At 61.4% G+C, this 23940-nt stretch carries 24 protein-coding genes; 10 read left to right on the top strand and 14 right to left on the bottom strand.

The features are described from left to right. Window positions 1-398: 398 nt before the first annotated feature. Window positions 399-1598, bottom strand: coding sequence for a tyrosine--tRNA ligase (gene tyrS / locus ACF8FG_RS11840; RefSeq protein WP_010951769.1), 1200 nt, complete (start codon window positions 1596-1598; stop codon window positions 399-401). Between the two features lie 213 nt (window positions 1599-1811). On the opposite strand from tyrS, the gene ACF8FG_RS11845 reads away from it, so the two are divergent. Both ACF8FG_RS11845 and ACF8FG_RS11850 read left to right on the top strand, forming a co-directional pair. Then, the gene (locus ACF8FG_RS11845) at window positions 1812-3233 is read left to right on the top strand and encodes a peptidoglycan DD-metalloendopeptidase family protein (RefSeq protein ID WP_019436722.1); all 1422 of its coding nucleotides are present in this window, start codon (window positions 1812-1814) and stop codon (window positions 3231-3233) included. Window positions 3234-3236: 3 nt separating this feature from the next. Beyond that, window positions 3237-4328 carry an anhydro-N-acetylmuramic acid kinase gene (locus tag ACF8FG_RS11850; RefSeq protein ID WP_134698170.1) on the top strand — a complete coding sequence of 364 codons (1092 nt, stop codon included), beginning with the start codon at window positions 3237-3239 and terminating at the stop codon, window positions 4326-4328. Window positions 4329-4387: 59 nt separating this feature from the next. Here ACF8FG_RS11850 and erpA read toward each other — a convergent pair whose 3' ends face one another. Beyond that, window positions 4388-4738 carry an iron-sulfur cluster insertion protein ErpA gene (gene erpA, locus ACF8FG_RS11855; protein ID WP_003255511.1) on the bottom strand — a complete coding sequence of 117 codons (351 nt, stop codon included), beginning with the start codon at window positions 4736-4738 and terminating at the stop codon, window positions 4388-4390. Between the two features lie 147 nt (window positions 4739-4885). Then, entirely contained in the window at window positions 4886-5920 is a 1035-nt protein-coding gene (gene argC / locus ACF8FG_RS11860) for an N-acetyl-gamma-glutamyl-phosphate reductase (protein WP_014589466.1), read from the bottom strand. Window positions 5921-6062: 142 nt separating this feature from the next. On the opposite strand from argC, the gene hemJ reads away from it, so the two are divergent. The 6 genes from hemJ (at window position 6063) to ACF8FG_RS11890 (ending at window position 10489) form a co-directional block, all read left to right on the top strand. Continuing rightward, window positions 6063-6488: a protoporphyrinogen oxidase HemJ gene (gene hemJ / locus ACF8FG_RS11865; protein WP_014589465.1), complete on the top strand. Its 426-nt coding sequence runs from the start codon at window positions 6063-6065 to the stop codon at window positions 6486-6488. Window positions 6489-6516: 28 nt separating this feature from the next. After that, window positions 6517-7473: a nitronate monooxygenase family protein gene (locus ACF8FG_RS11870; RefSeq protein WP_014589464.1), complete on the top strand. Its 957-nt coding sequence runs from the start codon at window positions 6517-6519 to the stop codon at window positions 7471-7473. Between the two features lie 67 nt (window positions 7474-7540). Then, window positions 7541-8323 carry an SDR family oxidoreductase gene (locus ACF8FG_RS11875; protein ID WP_070383383.1) on the top strand — a complete coding sequence of 261 codons (783 nt, stop codon included), beginning with the start codon at window positions 7541-7543 and terminating at the stop codon, window positions 8321-8323. Window positions 8324-8386: 63 nt separating this feature from the next. Beyond that, on the top strand, window positions 8387-8725 hold the full coding sequence (locus tag ACF8FG_RS11880; protein WP_003255518.1) for a histidine triad nucleotide-binding protein: 339 nt from the start codon (window positions 8387-8389) through the stop codon (window positions 8723-8725). A 65-nt stretch (window positions 8726-8790) separates the two neighbouring features. Beyond that, window positions 8791-9438: a 2-polyprenyl-3-methyl-6-methoxy-1,4-benzoquinone monooxygenase gene (gene coq7, locus ACF8FG_RS11885; protein ID WP_011953317.1), complete on the top strand. Its 648-nt coding sequence runs from the start codon at window positions 8791-8793 to the stop codon at window positions 9436-9438. A gap of 10 nt (window positions 9439-9448) precedes the next feature. Continuing rightward, window positions 9449-10489 carry a DUF2157 domain-containing protein gene (locus ACF8FG_RS11890; protein WP_014589462.1) on the top strand — a complete coding sequence of 347 codons (1041 nt, stop codon included), beginning with the start codon at window positions 9449-9451 and terminating at the stop codon, window positions 10487-10489. A 76-nt stretch (window positions 10490-10565) separates the two neighbouring features. On the opposite strand, the gene ACF8FG_RS11895 is transcribed toward ACF8FG_RS11890, so the two are convergent. Next, entirely contained in the window at window positions 10566-10988 is a 423-nt protein-coding gene (locus tag ACF8FG_RS11895) for an OsmC family protein (RefSeq protein ID WP_004376171.1), read from the bottom strand. 191 nt (window positions 10989-11179) lie between these two features. Between ACF8FG_RS11895 and crp the strand changes: the two genes are divergently transcribed. Continuing rightward, the gene (gene crp, locus ACF8FG_RS11900) at window positions 11180-11824 is read left to right on the top strand and encodes a cAMP-activated global transcriptional regulator CRP (protein WP_019436724.1); all 645 of its coding nucleotides are present in this window, start codon (window positions 11180-11182) and stop codon (window positions 11822-11824) included. Here the strand turns inward: crp and ACF8FG_RS11905 are convergent. The 4 genes from ACF8FG_RS11905 to ACF8FG_RS11920 form a co-directional block, all read right to left on the bottom strand. Further along, window positions 11821-12525, bottom strand: coding sequence for a lipoate--protein ligase family protein (locus tag ACF8FG_RS11905; protein WP_014589460.1), 705 nt, complete (start codon window positions 12523-12525; stop codon window positions 11821-11823). The genes crp and ACF8FG_RS11905 overlap by 4 nt on opposite strands. A 147-nt stretch (window positions 12526-12672) precedes the next feature. Next, entirely contained in the window at window positions 12673-13506 is an 834-nt protein-coding gene (gene trpC, locus ACF8FG_RS11910; protein WP_014589459.1) for an indole-3-glycerol phosphate synthase TrpC, read from the bottom strand. Further along, entirely contained in the window at window positions 13503-14552 is a 1050-nt protein-coding gene (gene trpD, locus ACF8FG_RS11915; protein WP_014589458.1) for an anthranilate phosphoribosyltransferase, read from the bottom strand. Before trpD ends, trpC begins: the two co-directional genes overlap by 4 nt. A gap of 9 nt (window positions 14553-14561) precedes the next feature. Further along, a complete protein-coding gene (locus ACF8FG_RS11920) occupies window positions 14562-15155 on the bottom strand; it encodes an aminodeoxychorismate/anthranilate synthase component II (protein ID WP_003255531.1) in 594 nt (197 codons plus the stop codon). Between the two features lie 367 nt (window positions 15156-15522). Between ACF8FG_RS11920 and estP the strand changes: the two genes are divergently transcribed. Then, on the top strand, window positions 15523-17412 hold the full coding sequence (estP, locus tag ACF8FG_RS11925) for an esterase EstP (protein ID WP_076402473.1): 1890 nt from the start codon (window positions 15523-15525) through the stop codon (window positions 17410-17412). Between the two features lie 133 nt (window positions 17413-17545). Here the strand turns inward: estP and trpE are convergent, their stop codons facing one another. From trpE to ACF8FG_RS11955, 6 genes are all read right to left on the bottom strand, one after another. Next, a complete protein-coding gene (gene trpE / locus ACF8FG_RS11930) occupies window positions 17546-19027 on the bottom strand; it encodes an anthranilate synthase component I (RefSeq protein ID WP_019439218.1) in 1482 nt (493 codons plus the stop codon). A gap of 69 nt (window positions 19028-19096) precedes the next feature. Next, on the bottom strand, window positions 19097-19915 hold the full coding sequence (locus ACF8FG_RS11935; protein WP_014589455.1) for a phosphoglycolate phosphatase: 819 nt from the start codon (window positions 19913-19915) through the stop codon (window positions 19097-19099). Further along, window positions 19912-20586, bottom strand: coding sequence for a ribulose-phosphate 3-epimerase (rpe, locus tag ACF8FG_RS11940; RefSeq protein ID WP_003255539.1), 675 nt, complete (start codon window positions 20584-20586; stop codon window positions 19912-19914). The genes ACF8FG_RS11935 and rpe overlap by 4 nt, the downstream gene beginning before the upstream one ends. A 151-nt stretch (window positions 20587-20737) precedes the next feature. Continuing rightward, window positions 20738-21565, bottom strand: a complete 828-nt coding sequence (locus tag ACF8FG_RS11945; protein WP_014589454.1) for an ABC transporter permease — start codon at window positions 21563-21565, stop codon at window positions 20738-20740. A gap of 10 nt (window positions 21566-21575) precedes the next feature. Then, window positions 21576-22823, bottom strand: coding sequence for an ABC transporter permease (locus tag ACF8FG_RS11950; protein ID WP_010951751.1), 1248 nt, complete (start codon window positions 22821-22823; stop codon window positions 21576-21578). A 60-nt stretch (window positions 22824-22883) separates the two neighbouring features. Beyond that, window positions 22884-23918, bottom strand: a complete 1035-nt coding sequence (locus tag ACF8FG_RS11955; RefSeq protein WP_019439217.1) for an ABC transporter substrate-binding protein — start codon at window positions 23916-23918, stop codon at window positions 22884-22886. Window positions 23919-23940: the final 22 nt, after the last annotated feature.

Here is a 23940-nt window from a genome sequence, read left to right on the forward strand (position 1 = left end):
CCTTTCGTCTCAACCGAGGCGCGCATTCTACGCTTTCCTCAGAGCCTGTCAAGCGTTTATTTTGAAGTTTTTTGCGAGAAACTCGTTTAGCTTCAAACACTTGGCTCGCTGCGATCTCTCGTAGCGGGAGGCGAATCATACAGCACTTGAAAGCGCTGTCAACCTTCATCTCAACCGCTTTCGATCATTTGATCGTAGCCCTTACAGCACCTTCCGAATCGTCTAACTCATTGAATCTCAAGGAGTTTGTCGTTCCGTTGTTGCTGGAAGTGGGGCGCATTATAAGGGGATTCGAAAGCCCGTCAACCTTTAATTTCAAGAAACCTTAATATTGCTGAATACAAAGCGGGGAGGCCTACCGGCCTCCCCGCTTCTATATAGCTACACCATCCAGGCAATCACTCAGCCTTGAGGGTAACCCGGCCAAACGACTTCTTGCCCGCTTGGCACACATGGGTAGCACCAAGGACAAACATGAAGTCCTTGTCGACCACTGCACCATCAACTTTCACCGCACCGCTATTCAGCAAGTCTCGCGCCTGCGCCGAGTTCTTGACCAGACCAGCCCGGTTCAGCACCGCAGCAATTGGCAGGTCTTCCGCCGCAGCCACTTCGATCTCCGGCAAGTCTTCCGGCAGCTCGCCTTCCTTCATACGGTTACCGGCAGCACGGTGAGCATTGGCCGCAGCCTCCTCACCATGGAAGCGCGCCACAATTTCTTCCGCCAGCTTGATCTTGATGTCACGTGGGTTGGCGCCATTTGCAACATCGGCCCGGAACTGCTCGATTTCTTCCATCGAACGGAAGCTCAGCAGCTCAAAGTAACGCCACATCAGGGTATCCGGGATCGACACCAGCTTGCTGTACATCACCCCTGGCGCCTCTTGGATGCCGACATAGTTGCCCAGCGACTTCGACATCTTCTTCACGCCGTCGAGCCCTTCGAGCAGTGGCATGGTTACGATGTTCTGCGCTTCCTGGCCATAAGACCGTTGCAGTTCACGCCCCATCAGCAGGTTGAACTTCTGGTCGGTACCGCCCAGCTCGACGTCCGCTTTCAGCGCTACCGAGTCGTACCCCTGCACCAGCGGATAGAGGAACTCGTGAATGGCAATCGGCTGATTGGTGGTGTAACGCTTGTCGAAGTCATCACGCTCCAGCATGCGCGCGACGGTGTACTGCGAAGCCAGGCGAATGAAGTCGGCAGGGGTCAGCTTGTCCATCCATGTGGAGTTGAACGCAACTTCAGTCTTGGCCGGGTCAAGAATCTTGAACACCTGCTGCTTGTACGTCTCGGCGTTCTCCAGCACCTGTTCGCGGGTAAGCGGCGGGCGCGTGGCGCTCTTGCCACTCGGGTCGCCGATCATGCCGGTGAAGTCACCGATCAGGAAGATGACCTGATGGCCCAGATCCTGGAACTGGCGCAGCTTGTTGATCAGCACCGTGTGACCCAGGTGCAGGTCCGGAGCGGTCGGGTCGAAGCCGGCCTTGATGCGCAGAGGTTGGCCGCGCTTGAGCTTCTCCACCAGTTCCGACTCGACCAGTACTTCTTCCGCACCGCGCTTGATAAGCGCCAGCTGCTCTTCAACCGACTTCATAGACAAACCCGCAAGGCTCAGATTCAGGGGGAGCCAACCATACAAGATCGGCCGTCAAATACAAGTTTCGCAAAGGGATGTGACCCGAACACAGGCTTGCGGCGTCTACGCGCCCTTGCGTGAAAATGGATTTGGTTATATTTTATACAGTTATTTCATCTTCATCATGTCATTCATCTTTTCCATTTCACTTTTTTCAAAGTCACCTTGCCCATGACCAACGAACCGCCTAAAGCGCCCCCGCTTTATCCGAAGAGCCATCTGTTGGCCGCCAGCGGCATCGCCGCCCTGCTCAGCCTGGCTTTGCTGGTATTTCCTTCCAGCGAAGTGGAAGCCAAGAAAACTACCCTCAACCTCGAGCTCGAAAGCCCTGCCGAGCAGCTGAAAGACGAATCCCGCGCCGCGCCACTGGTGCAAAGCGAAAGTGAGCAAGGCTCGCCTTTCGCCCAGATCGAAGAGGCTACCCCCGAAACCCAGAAGGCCGATCAGCAGGCTCCGGCCGCCGAACCGGTTGCCGAGGCCGCCAAGGAGCCTGGCCACCGCGAAGTCACCGTGGCCCGCGGCGATACCCTGTCCACCCTGTTCGCCAAGGTTGGTCTGCCTGCCAATGCAGTGCATGACCTGCTGGCAAGTAACAAGCAGGCCAAGCAGTTCAGCCAGCTAAAGCACGGCCAGGTGCTGCAGTTCGAACTCGACAAGGATGGCCAATTGGCCAGCCTGCACAGCAAGGTCAGCAACCTCGAAACCATTCAACTGACCAAGACCGCCAAGGGCTACACCTTCAATCGTGAAATCAGCAAGCCGGTGGTGCGTACCGCCTATGCCCACGGCGTGATCAAGAGCTCGCTGTCGGCATCGGCCCAGCGCGCCGGCCTGTCCCACAGCATGACCATGAGCCTGGCCCGCGTGCTGGGTTACGACATCGACTTCGCTCAGGACATTCGTCCGGGTGACGAATTCGACGTGGTCTATGAGCAGAAAGTGATGGACGGCAAGGTCGTCGGCACCGGCAATATCCTGTCCGCCCGCTTCACCAATCGCGGCAAGACCTACACCGCCGTGCGCTATACCAACAAGCAGGGCAACACTGCCTACTACACCGCCGACGGCAACAGCCTGCGCAAGGCCTTCATCCGTACCCCCGTCGACTTCGCCCGCATCAGCTCGCGCTTTTCCGCCGGCCGCAAGCACCCGATCCTGAACAAGATCCGCGCCCACAAAGGCGTCGACTACGCGGCCCCCCGCGGTACGCCGATCAAGGCAGCCGGTGACGGCCGTATCGAACTGGCCGGTCGCCGAGGCGGCTACGGCAATACCGTGATTATCCAGCACGGTAACCGTTACAAGACGCTGTACGGCCACATGCAGGGCTTCGCCAAGGGCATCAAGACCGGCAGCACGGTCAAGCAGGGCCAGATCATTGGCTATATCGGTACCACTGGCCTGTCCACCGGACCGCACCTGCACTACGAGTTTCAGGTCAACGGCGTGCACGTCGATCCGCTGAGCCAAAAAGTGCCGATGGCCGACCCGATCGCCAAAAACGAGCGCCAACGCTTCCTGCAGCAGAGCCAACCACTGATTGCCCGTATGGACCAGGAAAAGGCAACCATGCTCGCAGCGAACAAGCGCTAAGCCATGGCGCTCTATCTGGGGGTGATGTCCGGCACCAGCCTCGATGGCCTGGACATTGCCCTGATCGAACAAGGCGAGCAGCTTGAGCTGCTCGCCACTCATTACCTGCCCATGCCCGACGACTTGCGGCAGGAGCTGCTTGCCCTGTGCAGCAGCGGCCCTGACGAGATCGCACGTGCGGCACTGGCGGAAAACCGCTGGGCCAGCCTGGCAGGGGAAGGTATCAACCAGTTGCTGGCCCGCCAGGGCCTGAAGGCGGAAGCCATCCACGCCATTGGTAGCCACGGCCAGACCATCCGCCATGAACCGGCACGTGGTTTTACTGTGCAGATCGGCAACCCGGCGCTGCTCGCCGAACTGACCGGCATCAGCGTGGTCGCCGACTTCCGCCGCCGCGATGTAGCGGCCGGCGGCCAAGGCGCGCCGCTGGTGCCCGCCTTTCACGAAACCCTGTTCAACCACCTTGGCCAGCGACTGGCAATCCTTAACGTAGGCGGTTTCAGCAACCTCAGCCTGATCGAGCAGGACAAGCCGGTTCATGGGTTCGATTGCGGCCCGGGGAACGTGCTGCTGGATGCCTGGATCGAGCGCGAGCACGGCCACGCCTACGATGCAGATGGCGCATGGGCTGCCTCGGGTGTGGTGCAGCCCAGGTTGCTCAGCGTACTGATGGCTGACCCGTTCTTTGCCGGCAGCGGCCCGAAGAGTACCGGCCGCGAGGTATTCAACCTGCCTTGGCTGGATCGCCACCTGGCCACCCTGCCGGCATACCGGGCCCAGGACGTGCAGGCGACACTGCTGGAACTGACCGCACGCAGCATCATCGATTCGCTTGGCAAAGCCCAGCAAGGCACCGAGGCGCTGTTGGTCTGTGGTGGAGGCGCCCGCAACGGCGCGCTGATGGCCCGTCTTGGCCAGCTGCTACCTGCGGCCCGTGTCGCAAGCACTGGCGCCTATGGCGTAGACCCGGACTGGGTCGAAGCCATGGCCTTCGCCTGGCTGGCTCACTGCTGCCTGGAGGGTATCGCCGCCAACCGCCCCAGCGTCACTGCCGCCAAGGGCCTGCGCGTACTGGGCGCAATCTACCCGGCATAGCCGCTACGCCAGAAAGCAAAACGCCGCGCAATTGCGCGGCGTTTTCGTATGCCCAGCCCTTAGATCGAGAACGACGACCCGCAACCGCAGGTGGTCGCGGCATTCGGGTTCTTGATCACGAAACGCGAACCTTCCAGGCCTTCCTGGTAGTCCACTTCGGCACCTGCCAGGTACTGGAAGCTCATCGGGTCGACCACCAGGGAAACGCCCTCGCGCTCGACAATGGTGTCATCTTCGGCCACGTCTTCATCGAAGGTGAAGCCATACTGGAAGCCCGAGCAACCACCACCGGTCACGAACACCCGCAGTTTCAGACGTTCATTGCCTTCCTCATTGACCAGGTTTTTCACCTTCTGGGCTGCCCCATGGGTGAACTCCAGACCTGTAGGGGTGAAGGTTTCGACGCTCATGTTGATTCTCCCGGCGCGGTAGCCGCCATAAAACTCGATGACGCGCATTATCCGCTTTCCCGAGAAAATCGGTCAAGAATTGTGCGGCTTTAGTCGCGACCTGCAAAAAGGCCCGCACGACGCGGGCCTTTTCCAATGCTGGCGGACTTACGGCAGCAAGCCGGCATGGGCCAGGCCCATGCGCTCATCCAGGCCGAACAGAATGTTGAGGTTCTGCACCGCCTGGCCGGAGGCGCCCTTGACCAGGTTGTCGATCACCGACAGCACCACCACCAGGTCACCACCCTGCGGACGATGAACGGCAATGCGGCAGACGTTGGCACCACGCACGCTACGGGTTTCCGGATGGCTGCCTGCTGGCATCACGTCGACGAACGGTTCATCGGCGTAGCGTTTCTCGAACAGCGCCTGCAGGTCGACCGACGTATCGACCACGTTCGCGTAAAGGGTGGCGTGGATACCACGGATCATCGGCGTCAGGTGCGGCACGAACGTCAGGCCGATATCCTTGCCAGCGGCCAGGCGCAAGCCTTGGCTGATTTCTGGCAGGTGACGATGCCCCTTGACTGCATAGGCCTTCATGCTCTCGCCGGCTTCGCAGAACAGCGAGCCCACTGCGGCGCCACGGCCAGCGCCGCTGACACCCGACTTGCAGTCGGCGATCAGGCGCGACGGGTCAGCCAGCCCTGCTTCCAGCAGCGGCAGGAAGCCCAGCTGGGTTGCGGTCGGATAGCAACCCGGCACAGCGATCAGGCGGGCCTGGCGGATCTTCTCGCGGTTGACTTCCGGCAGGCCATACACTGCGTCCTTGAGCAGCTCTGGTGCGCCATGGGGCTGACCGTACCATTTGCCCCACTCAGCGGCATCCTGCAGACGGAAGTCGGCCGACAGGTCGATCACCTTGGTGCCAGCTGCCAGCAGCTCACCAGCCAGGGCGTGGGCAACACCATGCGGAGTGGCGAAGAACACCACATCGCAGGCGGCCAGAGCCTTGCTGTCCGGCACGCTGAACGCCAGCCCGTCATAGTGGCCGCGCAAGTTCGGGTACATGTCCGCCACCGCCACGCCCGCCTCGGAGCGCGAAGTGATGACCGCCACTTCGGCCTGTGGATGCTGTGCCAGCAGACGCAACAGTTCGACGCCGGTGTAACCCGTGCCGCCGACGATACCGACCTTGATCATAACGCTTGCCCCTTATAAACGAGCCGTCTGGAAAGCGCACGATAATAGGGGCGCAGGGCGCCTGTAACAACTCTTCGGGTGACCCTTCGGGCGCCTGACCACTACTATCTGACGACCGTGACTATCTGAAGGAACTCCCTCCATGCTTTACCTATGGATCAAAGCGCTGCATATCGTCAGCGTGGTCTGCTGGTTCGCCGGCCTGTTCTACCTGCCCAGGCTGTTCGTCTACCACGCCCAGAGCCAGGACAGCATCAGCCAGGAACGCTTCGTTACCATGGAGCGCAAGCTGTACCGCGGCATCATGAACCCGGCGATGATCGCCACCTACATTTTTGGCGCCTGGATGCTGTACCTCACCCCCGGCTGGCTGAGCCAGGGGTGGCTGCATGCCAAGCTCACCCTGGTCATCCTGCTGACCGGCTACCATCACGTATGCGGTGCCCAGCGCAAACGCTTCGCCAACGGCACCAACACCCGCAGCCACGTTTACTATCGCTGGTTCAACGAAGTGCCCGTGCTGATCCTGCTGGCTATCGTCATTCTGGTGGTGGTGAAACCGTTCTGACATAGCCGCCCGCTCAAGGAGCCTTGCCATGTCGCTACCTGCCTCGCTCGAACAACGCCTGCGGCTGCCCGTGGTTGCCGCGCCGATGTTCCTCATCTCCAACCCCCAACTGGTGCTGGCCTGCTGCGCCAGCGGTGTAGTTGGCAGTTTCCCGGCCCTGAACCAACGCGACAGCGCTGGCTTCAAGGCTTGGCTGGAAGAGATCGAGGCAGGCCTGGCTCAACTGCAGGCGCCAGCGCCCTACGCCGTCAACCTGATCGTCCACCCGACCAACCCGCGCCTGCAGGCCGACTTGGCCTTGTGCGTCGAACAGCGTGTACCAATCGTTATCACCAGCCTGGGGGCGGTAAAGGAAGTGGTCGATGCCGTACACGGCTACGGCGGCCTGGTGCTCCACGATGTCACCACCCGCCGGCATGCAGAAAAAGCCGCCGAAGCCGGTGTCGATGGCCTTATCGCCGTCGCCGCCGGCGCAGGCGGCCATGCCGGCACCTGGAGCCCGTTCGCCCTGGCCGCAGAAATTCGCCAGTTCTTCGACAAGACCCTGCTGCTGGCTGGTTGCATTAACCACGGCCACGAAATCCTGGCCGCACAACTGCTGGGGGCGGACTTGGCATACATGGGCACGCGCTTCATCGCCACCACAGAAAGCCAGGCTCAGGGCACCTACAAACAGATGCTGCTGGATGCCCATGCCGCCGACATCATTCACACACCCGTGGTGTCCGGCATCCCCGCCAGCTTCTTGCGCCAGAGCCTGGAGCAGGCCGGCTACGACATGAACGCCCTCAAAGGCGGGCAGGTGCAAGGCAAGCTCAAGCCGATCGATGACGAAGCCAAGGCCTGGAAGACCGTATGGTCAGCGGGCCAGGGCGTCGGTGCAATCCATGACCTGCCCAGCGCCAGCGCATTGATCGAGCGCCTGCATGGCGAGTACCGGCAAGCCCTGGAGCACTGCCAGGTTCTGCGCGCCCGCGCCTTGTAGCAAAAGGCAACACCTTGCACGGGCAAGTTGTACACTAGGCGCCCTCTTCCGGCCCCAGGAGCCTTGCATGACCCGTTACGCCATGATCACTGGTGCTTCCAGCGGCCTGGGCCTGGCCTTGGCGGAAGCGCTGGCACGGCGCGGGCGGAACCTGATCCTGGTGTCACGCCAACGAGAAACGCTGGAGCCTGTCGCCATCGAGCTGACCCAGCGTTTCGGTGTCGAGGTGCTGTTCCGCGCCTGCGACCTCAGCCAGCCGTTGCGCCTTTCAGGCTTCGTGCTGGAGCTGGAAGAAGGCGAGCGGCGTATCGATTTACTGGTCAACTGCGCGGGCTTGCGCACCTATGGCCCGTTCCTGGCCCATGAATGGGCCGACGAACAGGATCTGCTGGAAGTCAACGTGCTGGCCCTGAGCCGCCTGTGCCACGCCATCGGTAACCTGATGGCTGTACAGGGTGGCGGGCAGATTCTCAACGTCGCCGGCTTGGCCGGGGTGGCGCCTGGCCCATGGATGGCCGCCTATGCCGCCAGCAAGGCCTACGTGCTGAGCTTTTCCCAGGCCCTGCGTGAAGAACTCAAGCGTACCGGCATCAAGGTCTCGGTACTGTGCCCTGGCCCAGTACGTTCCGCACGCCGGCGCATTGCGCGGCTCGATGGCAAGCCGCGCTGTCTCAGCCCCGAGGAAGTGGCGCTGTACACCGTGCGGGCACTGGACAAGAACCGCGCACTGATCATGCCCGGCCGGCGCAACCGCTGGCTGGCGTTCGCACCGCGGCTGCTGCCGCGCTGGCTGGTGCGCAAGCTGGCCGGGGCCATCCACCGCCGCTATTGCCCCTCAGGCATGGAATAGCCACTGGGCGAGCGGCTCACGGCTGAGTACACTCGGCCCGACCCTCACCATGGAGCAAGTGCTGTGGACGATCTATTCCTCAAAATCATCAACCGGGAAATCCCGGCAGATATCATCTATGAAGACGACCAGATCCTGGCCTTCAAGGACATTGCACCCGCGGCACCGGTACATTTTCTGGTCATCCCGAAAAAGCACATTCGCACCCTCAATGACCTGACCGAAGAAGACAAGGCCCTGGCTGGCCACATCCTGTTCACCGCCCAGCGCCTGGCTGTCGAACAAGGCTGCGAGGAAGGTTTCCGTGTGGTCATGAACTGCAACCCAAAAGGCGGCCAGACCGTCTACCACATCCATATGCACGTGCTTGGCCAGCGCCAGATGAACTGGCCACCGGGCTGACCCACGGCAAGCGACCCCGCCGCTATTGCGGTAAACTGTCGGGCACATTCTTGCGGAGGTGCCCGATGGCTACCGAACGTCACTACTCGCCGCTCGACCGCTTGTTGCTGCAGGCCGATACTGCCATGCGCACCTTGCTGCCTTTCAGCGGCCAACCCGCCCGGCCATCGCCGGCCATCGTCCAGCCAGACGTTGACCTGGACGAACAACAGGCCCGTCATATTGCCGGACTGATGCGCATCAACCATACCGGTGAAGTCTGCGCCCAGGCGCTGTACCAAGGCCAAGCCCTGACCGCCAAGCTGCCGGAAGTGCGCAAGGCCATGGAGCATGCCGCCGAGGAAGAAGTGGACCACCTGGCCTGGTGCGAGCAGCGCATTCGCCAGCTGAACAGCCACCCAAGCGTGCTCAACCCTCTGTTCTACGGCATGTCGTTCGGCATCGGCGCGCTGGCCGGGCTGGTCAGCGACAAAGTCAGCCTGGGCTTCGTCGCCGCTACCGAACATCAGGTGTGCAAGCACCTTGACGAGCACTTGGAGCAGCTCCCGCACGAAGATGAAAAATCCCGGGCCATTCTCGAGCAAATGCGCATCGACGAAGAACAGCACGCCGAGTCTGCACTGGAAGCCGGTGGTTACCGCTTCCCGGCCCCCGTCCGCTTTGGCATGAGCTTGCTGGCCAAGGTCATGACCAAGAGCACATACCGTATCTGAAGGCATCACCATGACGGATCGATTCGACGCCAAGGACCTGGCGCGCGCCGTGCAAGCAGGCATTCTCCAACCAGGTCAGGACCAAAGCCTGTTGGCATTCCTGCGCCAGCAACCCGCACCACGTGGCAGCTTTCAGCTGGCCCATGTTGCCTTCTACTTTGGCGCCATGCTGATCATGGCGGCCTTGGGCTGGTTGCTCACCGAGGCCTGGATGAGCCTCGGTGACAGCGCGCTGTTGATCATCGCCAGCCTCTATATCCTGTTGATCACCTTGTTCGCCCTCAATCTGCAACGCCGCGCCCAGCCCGTCGCCGCTGGCGTGCTGGCAGCTGTAGCAGTCAGCATCGTGCCGCTGGCGGTATTCGCTATCGAACGCATGTTCGGCTGGTGGCCACTGGACGATGTGCAGGCCGACTACCACCAGTACTACACCTACGTGCAGGGTGGCTGGCTGGCGATGGAAGCGGCCACGGTGCTTGCCGGGCTGCTGATGCTGCGGCTGATCCCCTACCCGTTCGTCGTCATGCCAATGGCCGTAGCCTTGTGGTTCATGTCGATGGACCTTAGCGAGTGGTTCTTCGGCTCCCCGTTCAGCTGGGAGCAGCGCCGCCAGGTATCCCTGTGGTTTGGGCTGGGCTTGCTGGTGGTGTTCCTCGTGATAGACGGCCGCACGCGTGAAGACTACGCCCGTTGGGGTTACCTCGCCGGACTGGCAGCATTCTGGGGCGGGTTGACACTACTGGAAAGCGGCAGTGAGTTGGGCAAGGCCATTTACTGCCTGATCAACATTGCGCTGATGGGCATGGCGGTGCTGCTGCGTCGGCCGGTGTTCATGGTGTTTGGTGCGCTGGGGGTGGCGGCTTATCTGGGATATCTGTCGTACGAGGTGTTTGCCCAGTCGCTGCTGTTCCCGGTGGTGCTGACCATGATCGGGCTGGGGGTTATCTGGCTTGGGCTGGTTTACCAGAAGCGCCGGGAGCGGTTGAGCCAAGCGCTGAGAAGCAGCCTTCCGCAATGGTTGCGGATAGCCCTTCCGGCCCTGCGCAACTGAAGCTCGCCCGGGCCGCAGGTGGGAGCGGGTTCACCCGCTTCCACAAGGGCTGCAAAGCGGCCCCGGAATCTCAGCCTTAACCCAGCTCTACGATTTCGTACCCATGGGTAATCTCAACCCCGGCACGCTCAAGCATGATCGAAGCCGAGCAATACTTTTCCGCCGACAGCTCCACCGCCCGCTTGACCTGCGCCTCTTTCAGCCCACGCCCCTTCACCACGAAGTTCATGTGAATCTTGGTGAACACCTTAGGGTCTTCGCTGGCGCGCTCCGCCTCCAGAAATGCCTCGCAGCTTTCCACTGCCTGGCGCGACTTCTTCAGAATGCTGACCACGTCAAAGCTGCTGCAGCCACCCAGGCCCAGCAACAGCATTTCCATCGGTCGCACGCCCAGGTTGCGGCCGCCGGCCTCGGGCGGGCCGTCCATTACGACGACATGGCCGCTCCCCGATTCGCCGAGGAACATTGCCTCACCGGCCCACTGGATACGTGCCTTCATCTACCCGGACTCCTGATTTTCGGAAAAGGGTGTCAGCTTAGACCTTGCGCGGCTGTGGGAAAAGCACGAGATGTGTCGGTTTAGTACCGAAACATCTTGTAGTGTCTGATAAGCTGGCGCCAAATGACTGGCGCTTTCCGTCAGCCAACCTCTAAAAAAAGCCTATGCGTCATATCGAACAGGATTTCGTGATGGTTGCCTCCGCCCTACCCGCCAAGATAAAGAACATCGACAAGCTACTGGTACACTGCCAGCGCCGCCGCTACACCGCCAAAAGCAATATCATCTGCGCCGGCGACCGGGCCGAGACACTGTCTTTTATCATCAAGGGTTCGGTCACCATCCTCATCGAGGACGACGACGGCCATGAAATGATCATTGCCTACCTCAACAATGGCGATTTTTTTGGCGAGCTAGGCCTGTTCGAGCCCGTTGATGGCGAGCAGCAGCGCAGTGCCTGGGTACGCGCCAAGACCGAATGCGAAGTGGCCGAAATCAGCTACGAGAAGTTTCGCGAGCTGGCGCGCCAGGACCCGGAAATCCTCTATGCCCTGGGTAGCCAGATGGCCCAGCGCCTGCGCAACACCACGCGCAAGGTTGGCGATTTGGCATTTTTCGACGTCACCGGGCGAGTTGCCCGTTGCCTGCTGGAACTGTGCAAGCAGCCCGACGCCATGACCCACCCCGATGGCATGCAAATCAAGATTACCCGTCAGGAAATTGGCCGAATCGTCGGTTGCTCTCGGGAAATGGTCGGCCGCGTTCTCAAAGACCTTGAGGAACGCAGCCTGGTGCAGGTCAAGGGCAAGACCATGGTGGTCTACGGTACCCGCTAGTCCTTGGGCAACTCGGCCAGTACCTTGGCGTAGGCCTGCGAAAGGCGCTCGAACCAGGGTGCTGCCGGCGCCACTTCGTGCAAGGCGATGTGCGCATCGGCGCGACAGCGTTGCTCCAGCTCACAGCACTCGTTGAAGCGGTTGACCGCCGCCACCATCGACTCACGCTCGTTGTCCAGCAGCAGCGCACCGTGCACCAGCACCACCGGGCGCTTGCCACCCAGGCCCTGACGCCAGCGCTGGGCGGTACCCACCAATTTGCGGCCATTGAGGTTGACGTTGTAGCGGCCATCGCAGAAGGCCCCGTCGATTTCCCCGACCGACGCTACACCGCCCCACTCGCGCAGCACATCGCACAGCGGCAGACACAGGCGCTCGTAGGCATTTTCGATACGGCCATGGTCGCCTTCACTGCGCGGCGCGGCGTAGACCAGTGCAACGTTCACCGTCGAATGCGACTGAGGCACCGGCTCACCGCCGGTTTCTCGCAACAGCACCGGCCAGCCAGCAATAGCCAATTCCGCGCAGGCGACCTCGAAGTTGCCCAGCCGGCTCATGCGCCGAGGCATGACCAGCGCGTGGTCGGTGGGGCGCCAGAACAGCACGCCACTTTCGCGTTCGCCGCGGCAGACGGCGGCCAGCAGCTCCTGCTCGGCGTGCAGGCCTTGTTCGACGCTCAGGGCCAGGGGTTGATCGGTCATTGATCCACCTATGATGTTGATTTCACTGGCCTCTTCGCGGGTAAACCCGCCCCTACGACAGGGCGCGTACCCGTGTAGGGGCGGGCTTGCCCGCGAAGAGGCCACTACAGGTACAAAAAAGCCGGCAAAAACGCCGGCTTCATTTGATCAGTCCAGTTGCTGAACAGTCTTCTTCACCTGCTCAGGGAAGAACAGCCGCTGTAATTCCAGGCCAGGCTGCTCAGCGCGCATGAACGCCTCACCCACCAGGAACGAGTAAACCTCGTTGATTGCCATCAGCTCCACATCGGCCCGGTTGAGAATACCGCTTTCGGTAATCGCCAGACGGTCACGCGGAATGCGCGGCAGCAGGTCAAGGGTGGTTTCCAGGCTGACCTCGAAGGTGTGCAGGTTGCGGTTGTTCACCCCCACCAGCGGCGTGTCCAGTGTTTTCAGCGCGCGCTCCAGTTCATCGCCATCGTGCACTTCCACCAGCACGTCGAGGCCGACGTCCTTGGCAGTGGCGGCCAGTTCAGCCATCTTCACGTCATCCAGCGCCGACACGATCAGCAGTACGCAATCTGCCCCCAGGGCACGGGCTTCGACGATCTGGTAAGGGTCGACCATGAAGTCCTTGCGGATCACCGGCAGCGAAACAGCCGCGCGGGCCTGCTGCAAGTACTCATCGGAACCCTGGAAATAATCGACATCGGTCAACACCGACAGGCAGGTGGCCCCACCCTTCTCGTAGCTGACCGCGATTTCCGCTGGCACGAAGTGCTCGCGGATCACGCCCTTGCTTGGCGAAGCCTTCTTGATTTCGGCAATCACCGCGGGCTGCTTGCGCTTGGCCTGCTCGATCAGCGCGTTGGCGAAGCCTCGCGGGGCGTCAGCGGCCTTGGCCAGGCCCTCCAGTTCGGCGAGGCTGACGCGCGCACTGCGCTCGGCCACTTCCTGAAACTTGCGGGCAATGATCCTTTCCAGCACCGTCGGCACACTCATGCTTCGTTCTCCACCTTGAATACTGCAGTAAAGGCACCCAATTCCTGCAGCTTTTCCCAGGCCAGGCCGGTGTGCAGTACATCATGGGCCAGTTCTACACCGGCTTTCAGGCTCATGGCATGGTCAGCGGCATACAGCGCCGCGCCAGCATTAAGCACGATCATCTCGGCGGCCTTCTGACCGTTCTCGGTCTTGCGCCGCCCCAGCGCATCGCGGATCAACTCCAGCGAAGCCTGAGGGCTCTCGACAGCCAGGCCATGAAGGCTCTGGCTCTTCATGCCGAGGTCTTCCGGCTCTACCCAATATTCAGTGATTTCGCCGTTTTTCAGTTCGGCAACGAAGGTGGGTGCAGCCAGGCTGAACTCGTCCAGACCATCCTTCGAGTGCACGACCAGCACATGCTTGCTCCCCAGGCGCTGCAGCACCTCAGCCAGCGGGCGGCAAAGGGTTTGCGCGAACACACCAACCACCTGGTGCTTCACTCCGGCCGGATTCGTAAGCGGGCCGAGCATATTGAACAGGGTGCGCAACCCCAGTTCTCGACGCGGGCCAGCGGCATGTTTCATGGCCGAGTGGTGACTTTGCGCGAACATGAAGCCGATGCCCAGGCTGTCGATGCAGCGTGCCACTTGCGTTGGCGTCAGGTTCAGGTAGATGCCGGCAGCTTCCAGCAGGTCGGCACTGCCGCTCTTGCCCGATACTGCGCGGTTACCATGCTTGGCCACCGGGCAGCCCGCCGCCGCCAGGACAAAAGACGAAGCGGTGGACACGTTGAAGATGTTGGCGCCATCACCGCCGGTCCCGACAATATCGACGACACCATCAAGGCTTTGCAGCTCGACCTTTTCGGCCAGCTCGCGCATCACCGACACCGCACCGACGATTTCGTCGATGCTTTCGCTTTTCATGCGCATGCCCATCAGGAAAGCGCCTATCTGCGCCTCGCTGCACTGACCGGTCATGATCTGGCGCATGACCTCGCGCATTTCTTCGGTAGTAAGGTCCAACTGGCCGACGATACGGCTCAACGCACTCTTGATATCCATGTTCGATCCTTAACGGCGGCCGCCGGTCTGCTTGAGGAAGTTGGCGAACAGTTCGTGGCCCTGCTCGGTCAGGATCGACTCAGGGTGGAATTGCACCCCTTCGATATTCAGCGTCTTGTGGCGCAGGCCCATGATCTCATCGACCGAACCGTCAGCATGGGAGGTCCAGGCGGTAACTTCCAGGCAGTCGGGCAAGGTTTCACGCTTTACCACCAGCGAGTGGTAACGGGTCACGGTCAGCGGGTTGTTAAGGCTGGCGAACACGCCCAGGTCGCGGTGATATACCGGGCTGGTCTTGCCGTGCATGACCTGGCGTGCACGTACAACGTCGCCGCCAAAGGCCTGCCCGATTGACTGGTGGCCCAGGCATACGCCGAGGATTGGCAACTTCCCGGCGAAATGCAGGATGGCCTCGATGGACACGCCTGCCTCGCTTGGGGTGCACGGGCCCGGAGATACGACGATGCGCTCAGGGTTGAGGGCCTCAATCTGGGCGATGGTCATTTCGTCATTGCGAATGACCTTGACCTCGGCACCCAGCTCGCCAAGGTACTGAACGACGTTGTAAGTGAATGAGTCGTAATTGTCGATCATCAGTAACATGGTGTTAAACCTCTTGAATCTACTGACTTCATGATTCGAACCTTCCTGCACCAGCCACAGGCGCGGCTTTGCCACAACGGGCGGTAAACGAGAAGGCAAACGGGGGCGGGCCGGGCGGGCCGGCAGGAGATAAAGTCAGGCGCGCCAACGCCAACGGGCGTGGGCCTTGATTACGCGCATCAAGAGTTTGCTGACGATCAACACAGGATAGGTCTCGCTCATACGTCCCGGCACAGTAGCCTACCGGGGCGACGGGCGCAATATGCCTGTAAACACGGGGAAACGAATGGACTTGGGAGCGAAGCACGACGATTTGCTAAGGTCGATGGGCTTGTTCTGATAAAAACAAAGAAAAGGATGTTCACTGATGCGAAAAGCCCCGTTATTGCGCTTTACCCTCGCTTCACTGGCCCTGGCCTGCAGCCAGGCGTTGGCCGGCCCTTCGCCCTATTCAACCCTGATCGTGTTTGGCGACAGCCTCGCCGATGCCGGGCAGTTTCCCGATCTTGGTGGCGGTACCCCAGGCGCGCGTTTCACCAACCGTGACGCCGACGGCAACTTCGCCCCGGTGTCGCCGATGATCCTCGGTGGCCGCCTGGGCGTCGCGCCAGGCGAGCTTAACCCGTCGACATCCGTAGGCATCCAGCCCGATGGTAATAACTGGGCAGTCGGCGGGTACACCACCCAGCAGATCCTGGACTCGATCACGACAACGTCCGAGACCGTCATCCCACCAGGAAACCCCAATGCCGGGCAGGTGCTGCGCGAGCGCCCCGGCTACCTGGCCAACGGCCTGCGCGCCGACCCCAATGCCTTGTACTACCTGACAGGCGGCGGTAACGACTTCCTCCAGGGCCTGGTTAATAGCCCAGCCGACGCCGTAGCCGCCGGCGCCCGCCTGGCTGCCAGCGCCCAAGCGCTTCAGCAAGGAGGTGCGCGCTACATCATGGTCTGGCTGCTACCTGACCTCGGCCAAACGCCCAATTTCAGCGGCACGCCCCAGCAAAATCCACTGTCACTGCTCTCCGCTGCGTTCAACCAGTCATTGATCAGCCAGCTAGGGCAGATCGATGCCCAGATCATTCCACTGAACATCCCTGTGCTGTTGAGCGAGGCGCTTGCCAGCCCCAGTCAGTTCGGCCTGGCCAGCGACCAGAACCTGGTCGGCACCTGCTACAGCGGCGATAGCTGCGTGGAAAACCCGGTGTACGGGATCAACGGCACAACGCCAGACCCGACCAAACTGCTGTTCAACGACTCGGTACACCCGACCATCGCGGGTCAGCAGCTGATTGCCGATTACGCCTACTCGATCCTCGCAGCCCCCTGGGAACTGACCCTGCTACCGGAAATGGCCCACGCCAGCCTGCGGGCTCATCAGGATGAGTTACGCAATCAGTGGCAGACACCTTGGCAAGCAGTTGGCCAATGGCAAGCCTTTGTCGCCAGCGGCGTTCAGGACCTGGACTTCGACGGCCAGCGCAGCGTGGCCAGCGGTGACGGCCGCGGCTACAACCTGACCGTGGGCGGCAGCTATCGCCTGAACGACGCCTGGCGCCTGGGCCTGGCCGGCGGTGCGTACCGGCAGAAGCTGGAAGCTGGCGAACAGGATTCGGACTACAAACTGAACAGCTATATGGCCAGCGCCTTTGCCCAGTACCGTCAGGACCGCTGGTGGGCCGACGCGGCGCTGACCGCCGGGCACCTGGACTACAGCGACCTCAAGCGTACCTTCGCCCTGGGCGTGAATGATCGCAGTGAGAAGGGCGACACCGACGGCGAAGCCTGGGCATTGTCCGGGCGGCTGGGCTACAACCTGGCGGCCGACACCAGCAACTGGCAGTTGGCACCTTTCATCAGTGCCGACTATGCGCGGGTGAAGGTGGATGGTTACGACGAGAAGAGCGGACGCTCGACGGCGCTTGGCTTCGATGACCAGGAGCGCACGTCACGCCGCCTGGGCGTGGGGCTGCTGGGCAGTGTGCAGGTACTGCCAAGTACCCGGCTTTTTGCCGAGGTGGCGCAGGAGCATGAGTTCGAGGACGACGAGCAGGATGTGACGATGCACCTGACCAGCTTGCCGGCGAATGACTTCACCCTGACCGGGTATACGCCGCACAGCGACCTGACCCGGGCGAGCGTGGGTGTGAGCCATGAACTGTTGGCAGGGGTGCATTTGCGCGGGAACTACAACTGGCGCAAGAGTGATGAGTTGACGCAGCAGGGCGTTAGCGTGGGGGTTAGTGTGGACTTCTAAATTGCCGGGGGCCGCTTTGCGGCCCATTCGCGGGTAAACCCGCTCCTACGACGGCCCCGTATGCCTCAGACTTGCGCAACACTTGTAGGAGCGGGTTTACCCGCGAATGGGCTGCGCAGCAGCCCCAATCAATTTATCTGGCGGAAGTCTGCTCGGCCAACGCCACCGCACGGAACATCGCCCGGCGCTTGTTGATGGTTTCTTCCCATTCCAGCGCCGGCACCGAGTCGGCAACGATGCCGCCACCGGCCTGCACATGCAGCTCGCCATCCTTGATCACTGCAGTACGAATGGCAATTGCGGTATCCATGTTGCCGTTCCAGGCAAAATAGCCGACGGCACCGCCGTAAACCCCACGCTTGACCGGCTCCAGTTCGTCGATAATCTCCATCGCCCGGATCTTGGGCGCACCCGACAAGGTACCAGCCGGCAGAATCGCCCGCAGTGCATCCATCGCCGTCAGGCCTTCACGCAGCTGGCCGGTAACGTTGGAAACAATGTGCATCACGTTGGAGTAACGCTCGATCACCATCTTCTCGGTCAGGCGCACACTGCCGGTCGAAGACACACGGCCGACATCGTTGCGGCCCAGATCGATCAGCATCAGGTGTTCGGCAATTTCCTTGTCGTCCGACAGCAGGTCGTCTTCCAGCGCACGATCGGCCTCTTCGGTCGCACCACGCGGGCGGGTTCCGGCAATCGGGCGCACGGTGACCAGGTTGTCCTCGACACGTACCAGCACTTCGGGCGAGCTGCCGACCACATGGAAGTCACCGAAGTTGAAGAAGTACATGTATGGCGTCGGGTTGAAGCAACGTAGCGCGCGGTACAGATCGATAGGCGCAGCCGTGAAGTCGATCGACATGCGCTGCGACGGCACCACCTGCATACAGTCCCCGGCCAGGATGTATTCCTTGATACGACCGACGGCGCTTTCGTAATCCTCGCGGGTGTAGCTGGAGCGGAACGCCGGCTCGGCCGCCTGCGGGCCACTCAGGTCCAGGCCGCGGCGCGGGGTGATTGGCTGGCGCAAGGTTTCCAGCAAGCCTTGCAGGCGTGCCTGGCCCTGTTCGAAGGCCTGATCTTCAGCTGGGTCGACCAACACGATGGCGTGCATCTTGCCCGCCAGGTTGTCGAACACCACCACCGCGTCGGACACCATCAGCAGGATATCCGGTACGCCCAGCGGGTCTGGGTTGGGGCTGGCGCCCAGGCGCTTTTCTACATAGCGCACGCAGTCATAGCCAAAGTAACCGACCAGGCCGCCATTGAAACGCGGCAGGCCGGGGATATCGGCAACTTTGTAGCGGTCCTTGAAGGTTTCAACGAATGCCAGCGGGTCTTCGACATCGCAGCTTTCCACCTCGACCCCATCGTGCAGGATGCTGACATGGTAGCCATGCACACGCATCACGGTGCGCGATGGCAAGCCGATCATCGAGTAACGGCCCCACTTCTCCCCGCCCTGCACCGATTCGAGCAGGTACGAGTTGGGCTGGTCAGCCAGTTTCAGGTAGATCGACAGCGGCGTGTCGAAGTCGGCCAAGGTTTCACAGGCCAAGGGAATACGGTTGTAGCCGGCAGCAGCCAGGCGCAGGAATTCTTCGCGGTTCATGAGTAGTCTCGTGGCAAGCAGCAATAGGTCAGGCAAACGGACGGGCCGGCACACGCCGGCAGGCTGAAGTCAGGCGCGCCAACGCCAACGGGCCAAGGCCTTGATGACTTTCATCCAGAATTTGCCAGTAACCGCCACGGTGGACTCTCTGTCTTGTGAGGCTTGAAGGTCCGCCAACGTTATCCCAGTGGCCGGGTCTGCGCAACCGGGCAGCAATGCGCGCAGATCGTCGATTACCAGGCTGGGGGATTCGTCGTCGATCGGCCGGCCATGGTTATAGCCGTAGGTCAGGCCCACGCATTGCACGCCAGCCGCCTTCGCCGCCTGCACGTCACTGCGCGAATCACCGACAAACAGGGACTGCTGCGGGGTAACACCGGCCATCTGCATGACGAACAGCAACGCCGCCGGGTCAGGCTTTTTCTGCGGCAGGGTGTCGCCACCAATGATCCAGCGGAAGAAATTACCGATCTTCATCTGGTCCAGCAGCGGACCGACAAAGCGCTCAGGCTTGTTGGTAATCAGCGCCATCTCCACACCCTGCTTGCGCAGCCAGCGCAGGGTGTCGCGCACGCCGGGGTAGACCACGGTAAGTTCATGGCTTTCGGCATAAGCGTCCATGAACAACGCCAGCGCCTGTTCTGCCAGCGCATCGTCCACATCGGCATGGTCGATGCCGCCCGCCAACGCGCGGCGCACCAGCACCTGGGCGCCGTTGCCAACCCAGTGGCGCACGGCCTCAAGGCCAGCAGGCGGGCGCCCCAGTTCGAGCAGCATGCGGTCCACAGCGGCGGCCAGGTCAGGCACGGAATCGATCAGGGTACCGTCCAGATCGAACATCACCAGCCTTGGCAGCGTTCCGGGGAACAGCTGCTCGAAGCCACTCATGGGCGGGCCAGGGCCAGTTCGGCGCGCATCTTGGCGATCACTTCCTGGTAGTCCGGGGCGTTGAAGATCGCCGAGCCGGCCACGAAGGTGTCGGCGCCAGCGGCAGCGATCTCGCGGATGTTGTTGACGTTCACGCCACCATCGATCTCCAGACGGATATCACGGCCACTGGCGTCGATCAGCGCACGCGCTTCGCGCAGTTTGTCGAGGGTGCCGGGGATGAACTTCTGCCCGCCGAAGCCTGGGTTGACGCTCATCAGCAGCACCATGTCGATCTTGTCCATCACATACTTCAGGGCGTCCAGGCTGGTGGCCGGGTTGAACACCAGGCCGGCCTTGCAACCACCATCCTTGATCAGCTGAAGCGAACGGTCGATGTGCTGCGTGGCTTCAGGGTGGAAGGTGATGTAGGTGGCACCCGCTTCGATAAAGTCACCAATGATGCGGTCAACCGGGCTGACCATCAGGTGCACGTCGATCGGCGCAGTAACGCCGTACTTGCGCAGAGCGGTGCAAACCATCGGACCGATGGTCAGGTTGGGGACATAGTGATTGTCCATGACATCGAAGTGGACGATGTCTGCACCCGCAGCCAATACCTTGTCGACGTCCTCACCCAGGCGGGCAAAATCGGCAGAGAGAATGGAGGGGGCAATAGCGTAGGGCTGCATGGCGCACCTGTTGGCAGAGTCACGGTGGCGCGCATTGTAACTCAGGGAAAGCGATGAAGGCTGATTGGTATCAATTGCTGTCGACCAGCGCAACCTGTGCGGGCCTCTTCGCAGCTTTAGCCGCGAAGAGGCCCGCACAGGCAACCCCTCATCAGGCCGGCTGCTGGGTCCTCAGCTTCTCACTACGCCCACGCAACCATTCCAGGGTCAACAGCAACACCACCGAGAACGCAATCAACAAGGTCGCCGCCGCGGCAATGGTCGGGCTCAGGTTCTCGCGAATACCGCTGAACATCTGCCGCGGCAGGGTTGCCTGCTCCGGCCCTGCGAGGAACAGCGTCACCACCACCTCGTCAAACGAGGTGGCAAAGGCAAACAGGGCTCCCGAGATGACGCCGGGTGCGATCAGCGGTAGGGTTACCCGGCGGAAAGCCAGCAGAGGCGAAGCTCCCAGGCTGGCCGCCGCACGCACCAGATTGTAGTTGAACCCCTGCAGCGTCGCCGACACGGTAATGATGACGAACGGCACACCCAGTACCGCATGCACCAGAATCAGCGAGGTGAAACTGTTGCCCATGCCCAGAGGGGCGAAGAACAGGTAACTGGCCACCCCGATGATCACTACCGGCACCACCATGGGCGATATCACCAGCGCCATCACCAGCGACTTGCCGGGGAAATCGCCACGGGTCAGGCCGATGGCCGCCAAAGTGCCGAACACCATGGCCAGCACCGTGGCCGCTGGGGCAACGATGATGCTGTTTTTCAACGCCCGCATCCATTCGGCCGAGCCGAAGAAGTCCTGATACCACTGCAGCGAGAAGCCCTGCAGCGGGTACACCAGGAAGCTGCCACTGTTGAACGACAGCGGCACGATCACCAGCACTGGCAAGATCAGGAACAGCAGGATCAAGCCACAGAGAATGCGCAGGCTGTAGAACCAGACCCGCTCCACGGGCGACATGTATGGGCTCAGCATGACAGGCTCCTCAGCTCAGGCGCAGACGACTGGCACCGACCAGCCAGCTATAGATCAGGTACAACAGCACGGTCGCCAGCAGCAACAGCCCGCCCAGTGCGGTGGCCATGCCCCAGTTGATGCTGGTGTTGGTATAGAAGGCGACAAAGTAGCTGACCATCTGGTCGTTGGGGCTACCCAGCAGCGCCGGGGTGATGTAGTAACCGATGGCCAGGATGAACACCAGCAGGCAACCGGCGCCAACACCGGCGTAAGTCTGCGGGAAGTACACCCGCCAGAAACTGGCGAACGGGTGGCAGCCCAACGAGATCGCCGCGCGCATGTAGCTCGGGGAAATACCCTTCATCACGCTGTACAGCGGCAAGATCATGAACGGCAGCAGGATGTGCACCATCGAGATGTAGACGCCTGTGCGGTTGAACACCAGCTCCAGCGGCTGGTCGATGATGCCCATGGCCATCAGCGCGCTGTTGATCAGCCCGCCCGACTGCAGCAGCACGATCCAGGCCGCCACCCGCACCAGGATCGATGTCCAGAAAGGCAACAGCACCAGAATCATCAGCAGGTTGCTCTGCCGGGTCGGCAGGTTGGCCAACAAGTAGGCCAGTGGGTAGGCCAGTACCAGGCAGATAGTGGTAATCACCACCCCCATCCACAGGGTACGGACAAAAATGTCCAGGTAAATGGCCTGGTCCGGGGTGGCCTTGGCCAGCTCACCAAGATCATCGATGCGATGGTCCACCGAGGCCAGCAGGTAGAAAGAAGTCACCGAACTGGTATTGCGGCGTATCGCCTGCCAATAAGCCGGGTCGCCCCAACGCTCGTCGACAGCCTGCAATGCCTCTTTATAAGAGGCAGGCTCAGCCTTGAAGGGCAGTGCACGGGCAGTCTTGGTCAACAAGCTGCGGTAACCGGCCAGTTCCATGTTCAAGCGTTTGGAAAGGTCACCAAGGGTCTGGTTCTTGCGCGACTCGGCCAAATCCTGGCTCAGCGCCTTGTAAACGTCCTCGCCTGGCAGGCTCTTGCCATCCCACTGGCTGATGATTTCCACCGTGCGCGGCAGGCCGCCGACCACTTCAGGGTTGCCGACGCTCTTGTACAGCAGCGCCGCAATCGGCACCAGGAACACCAGCAGAAGAAACAGCGCCAGCGGCGCGATCAACGCCTGCGCCTTCCAGCGGTTGACCCGCTCGGCGTGTTTGAGGCGCTGCTTGAGACTTGGACCTGCGCCTTCGTTGAGGGGCACTGCAATGGCCATGGCGAACTCCGCAATACAGGCTGAATTGGGGGCCGCTTTACGGCCCCACACACTGGACGTTTACTTCTTCGCCGCCCAGGCGTTGAAGCGTTGCTCCAGCTGCTCGCTGTTGTCGGCCCAGAACGTCACGTCGATCTGCACCTGGTTGGCAATGTTCTCAGGCGTGGTCGGCATGTCTTTCTTCACTTCGTCCGACAGCAGGCTCACGGCCTTGGAGTTGGCCGGGCCATAGGCGATGTTTTCGGAGTAGATCTTCTGCTGCTCGGGCTTGACGCTGTAGGCGATGAACTTCTTCGCCTCTTCGACGTTTTTGGCGCCTTTAGGAATTGCCCATGCATCGAAGTCGTAGATGCCGCCGTTCCACACCACCTTGAGGTTGCTCTCTTTCTGCACAGCGGCAATACGGCCGTTGTAGGCAGAGCTCATGACCACGTCGCCAGAGGCCAGGAACTGCGGTGGCTGTGCACCCGCTTCCCACCACTGGATGCTGGGCTTGAGTTCGTCGAGTTTCTTGAAGGCGCGGTCCTGGCCTTCCTTGGTTGCCAGCACTTTGTAGACGTCCTTTGGCGCAACACCGTCGGCCATCAGTGCAAATTCCATCGTGTACTTGGCGCCCTTGCGCAGGCCGCGCTTGCCCGGGAACTGCTTGGTGTCCCAGAAATCGGCCCAGCTGGTGGGGGCGGTCTTGAGCTTGTCGGCGTTGTAGGCCATGACCGTGGACCAGACGAAGAAGCCCACACCGCAAGGCTGAATGGCACCAGGCACGTAGTCTTCCTCGTTGCCGAACAGGGCCGGGTCGAGCTCTTCGAACATGCCTTCGTCGCAACCGCGCGCCAGCTCCGGCGACTCAACCTCTACCAGGTTCCACGACACACTCTTGGTGTCGACCATTGCCTTGACCTTGGCCATTTCGCCGTTGTACTCACCCGCGACAATCTTGCCATTACCCGCTTTTTCCCAGGGTTCGTAGAACGCTTTGACCTGGGCAGCCTTGTTGGCGCCGCCGAACGAAATCACGGTGAGGTCTGCGGCCATGGCCTGGCCAGCGGTGAACAGCCCTAAAGCCAGGGCGGTCAGTTTCAACTGCTTGCGCATTATTATTCTCTCCACAGTACAG

It is taken from the genome of Pseudomonas sp. YQ_6 (assembly GCF_043103245.1).
In the GTDB taxonomy this organism is placed as follows: Bacteria; Pseudomonadota; Gammaproteobacteria; order Pseudomonadales; family Pseudomonadaceae; genus Aquipseudomonas; species Aquipseudomonas alloputida.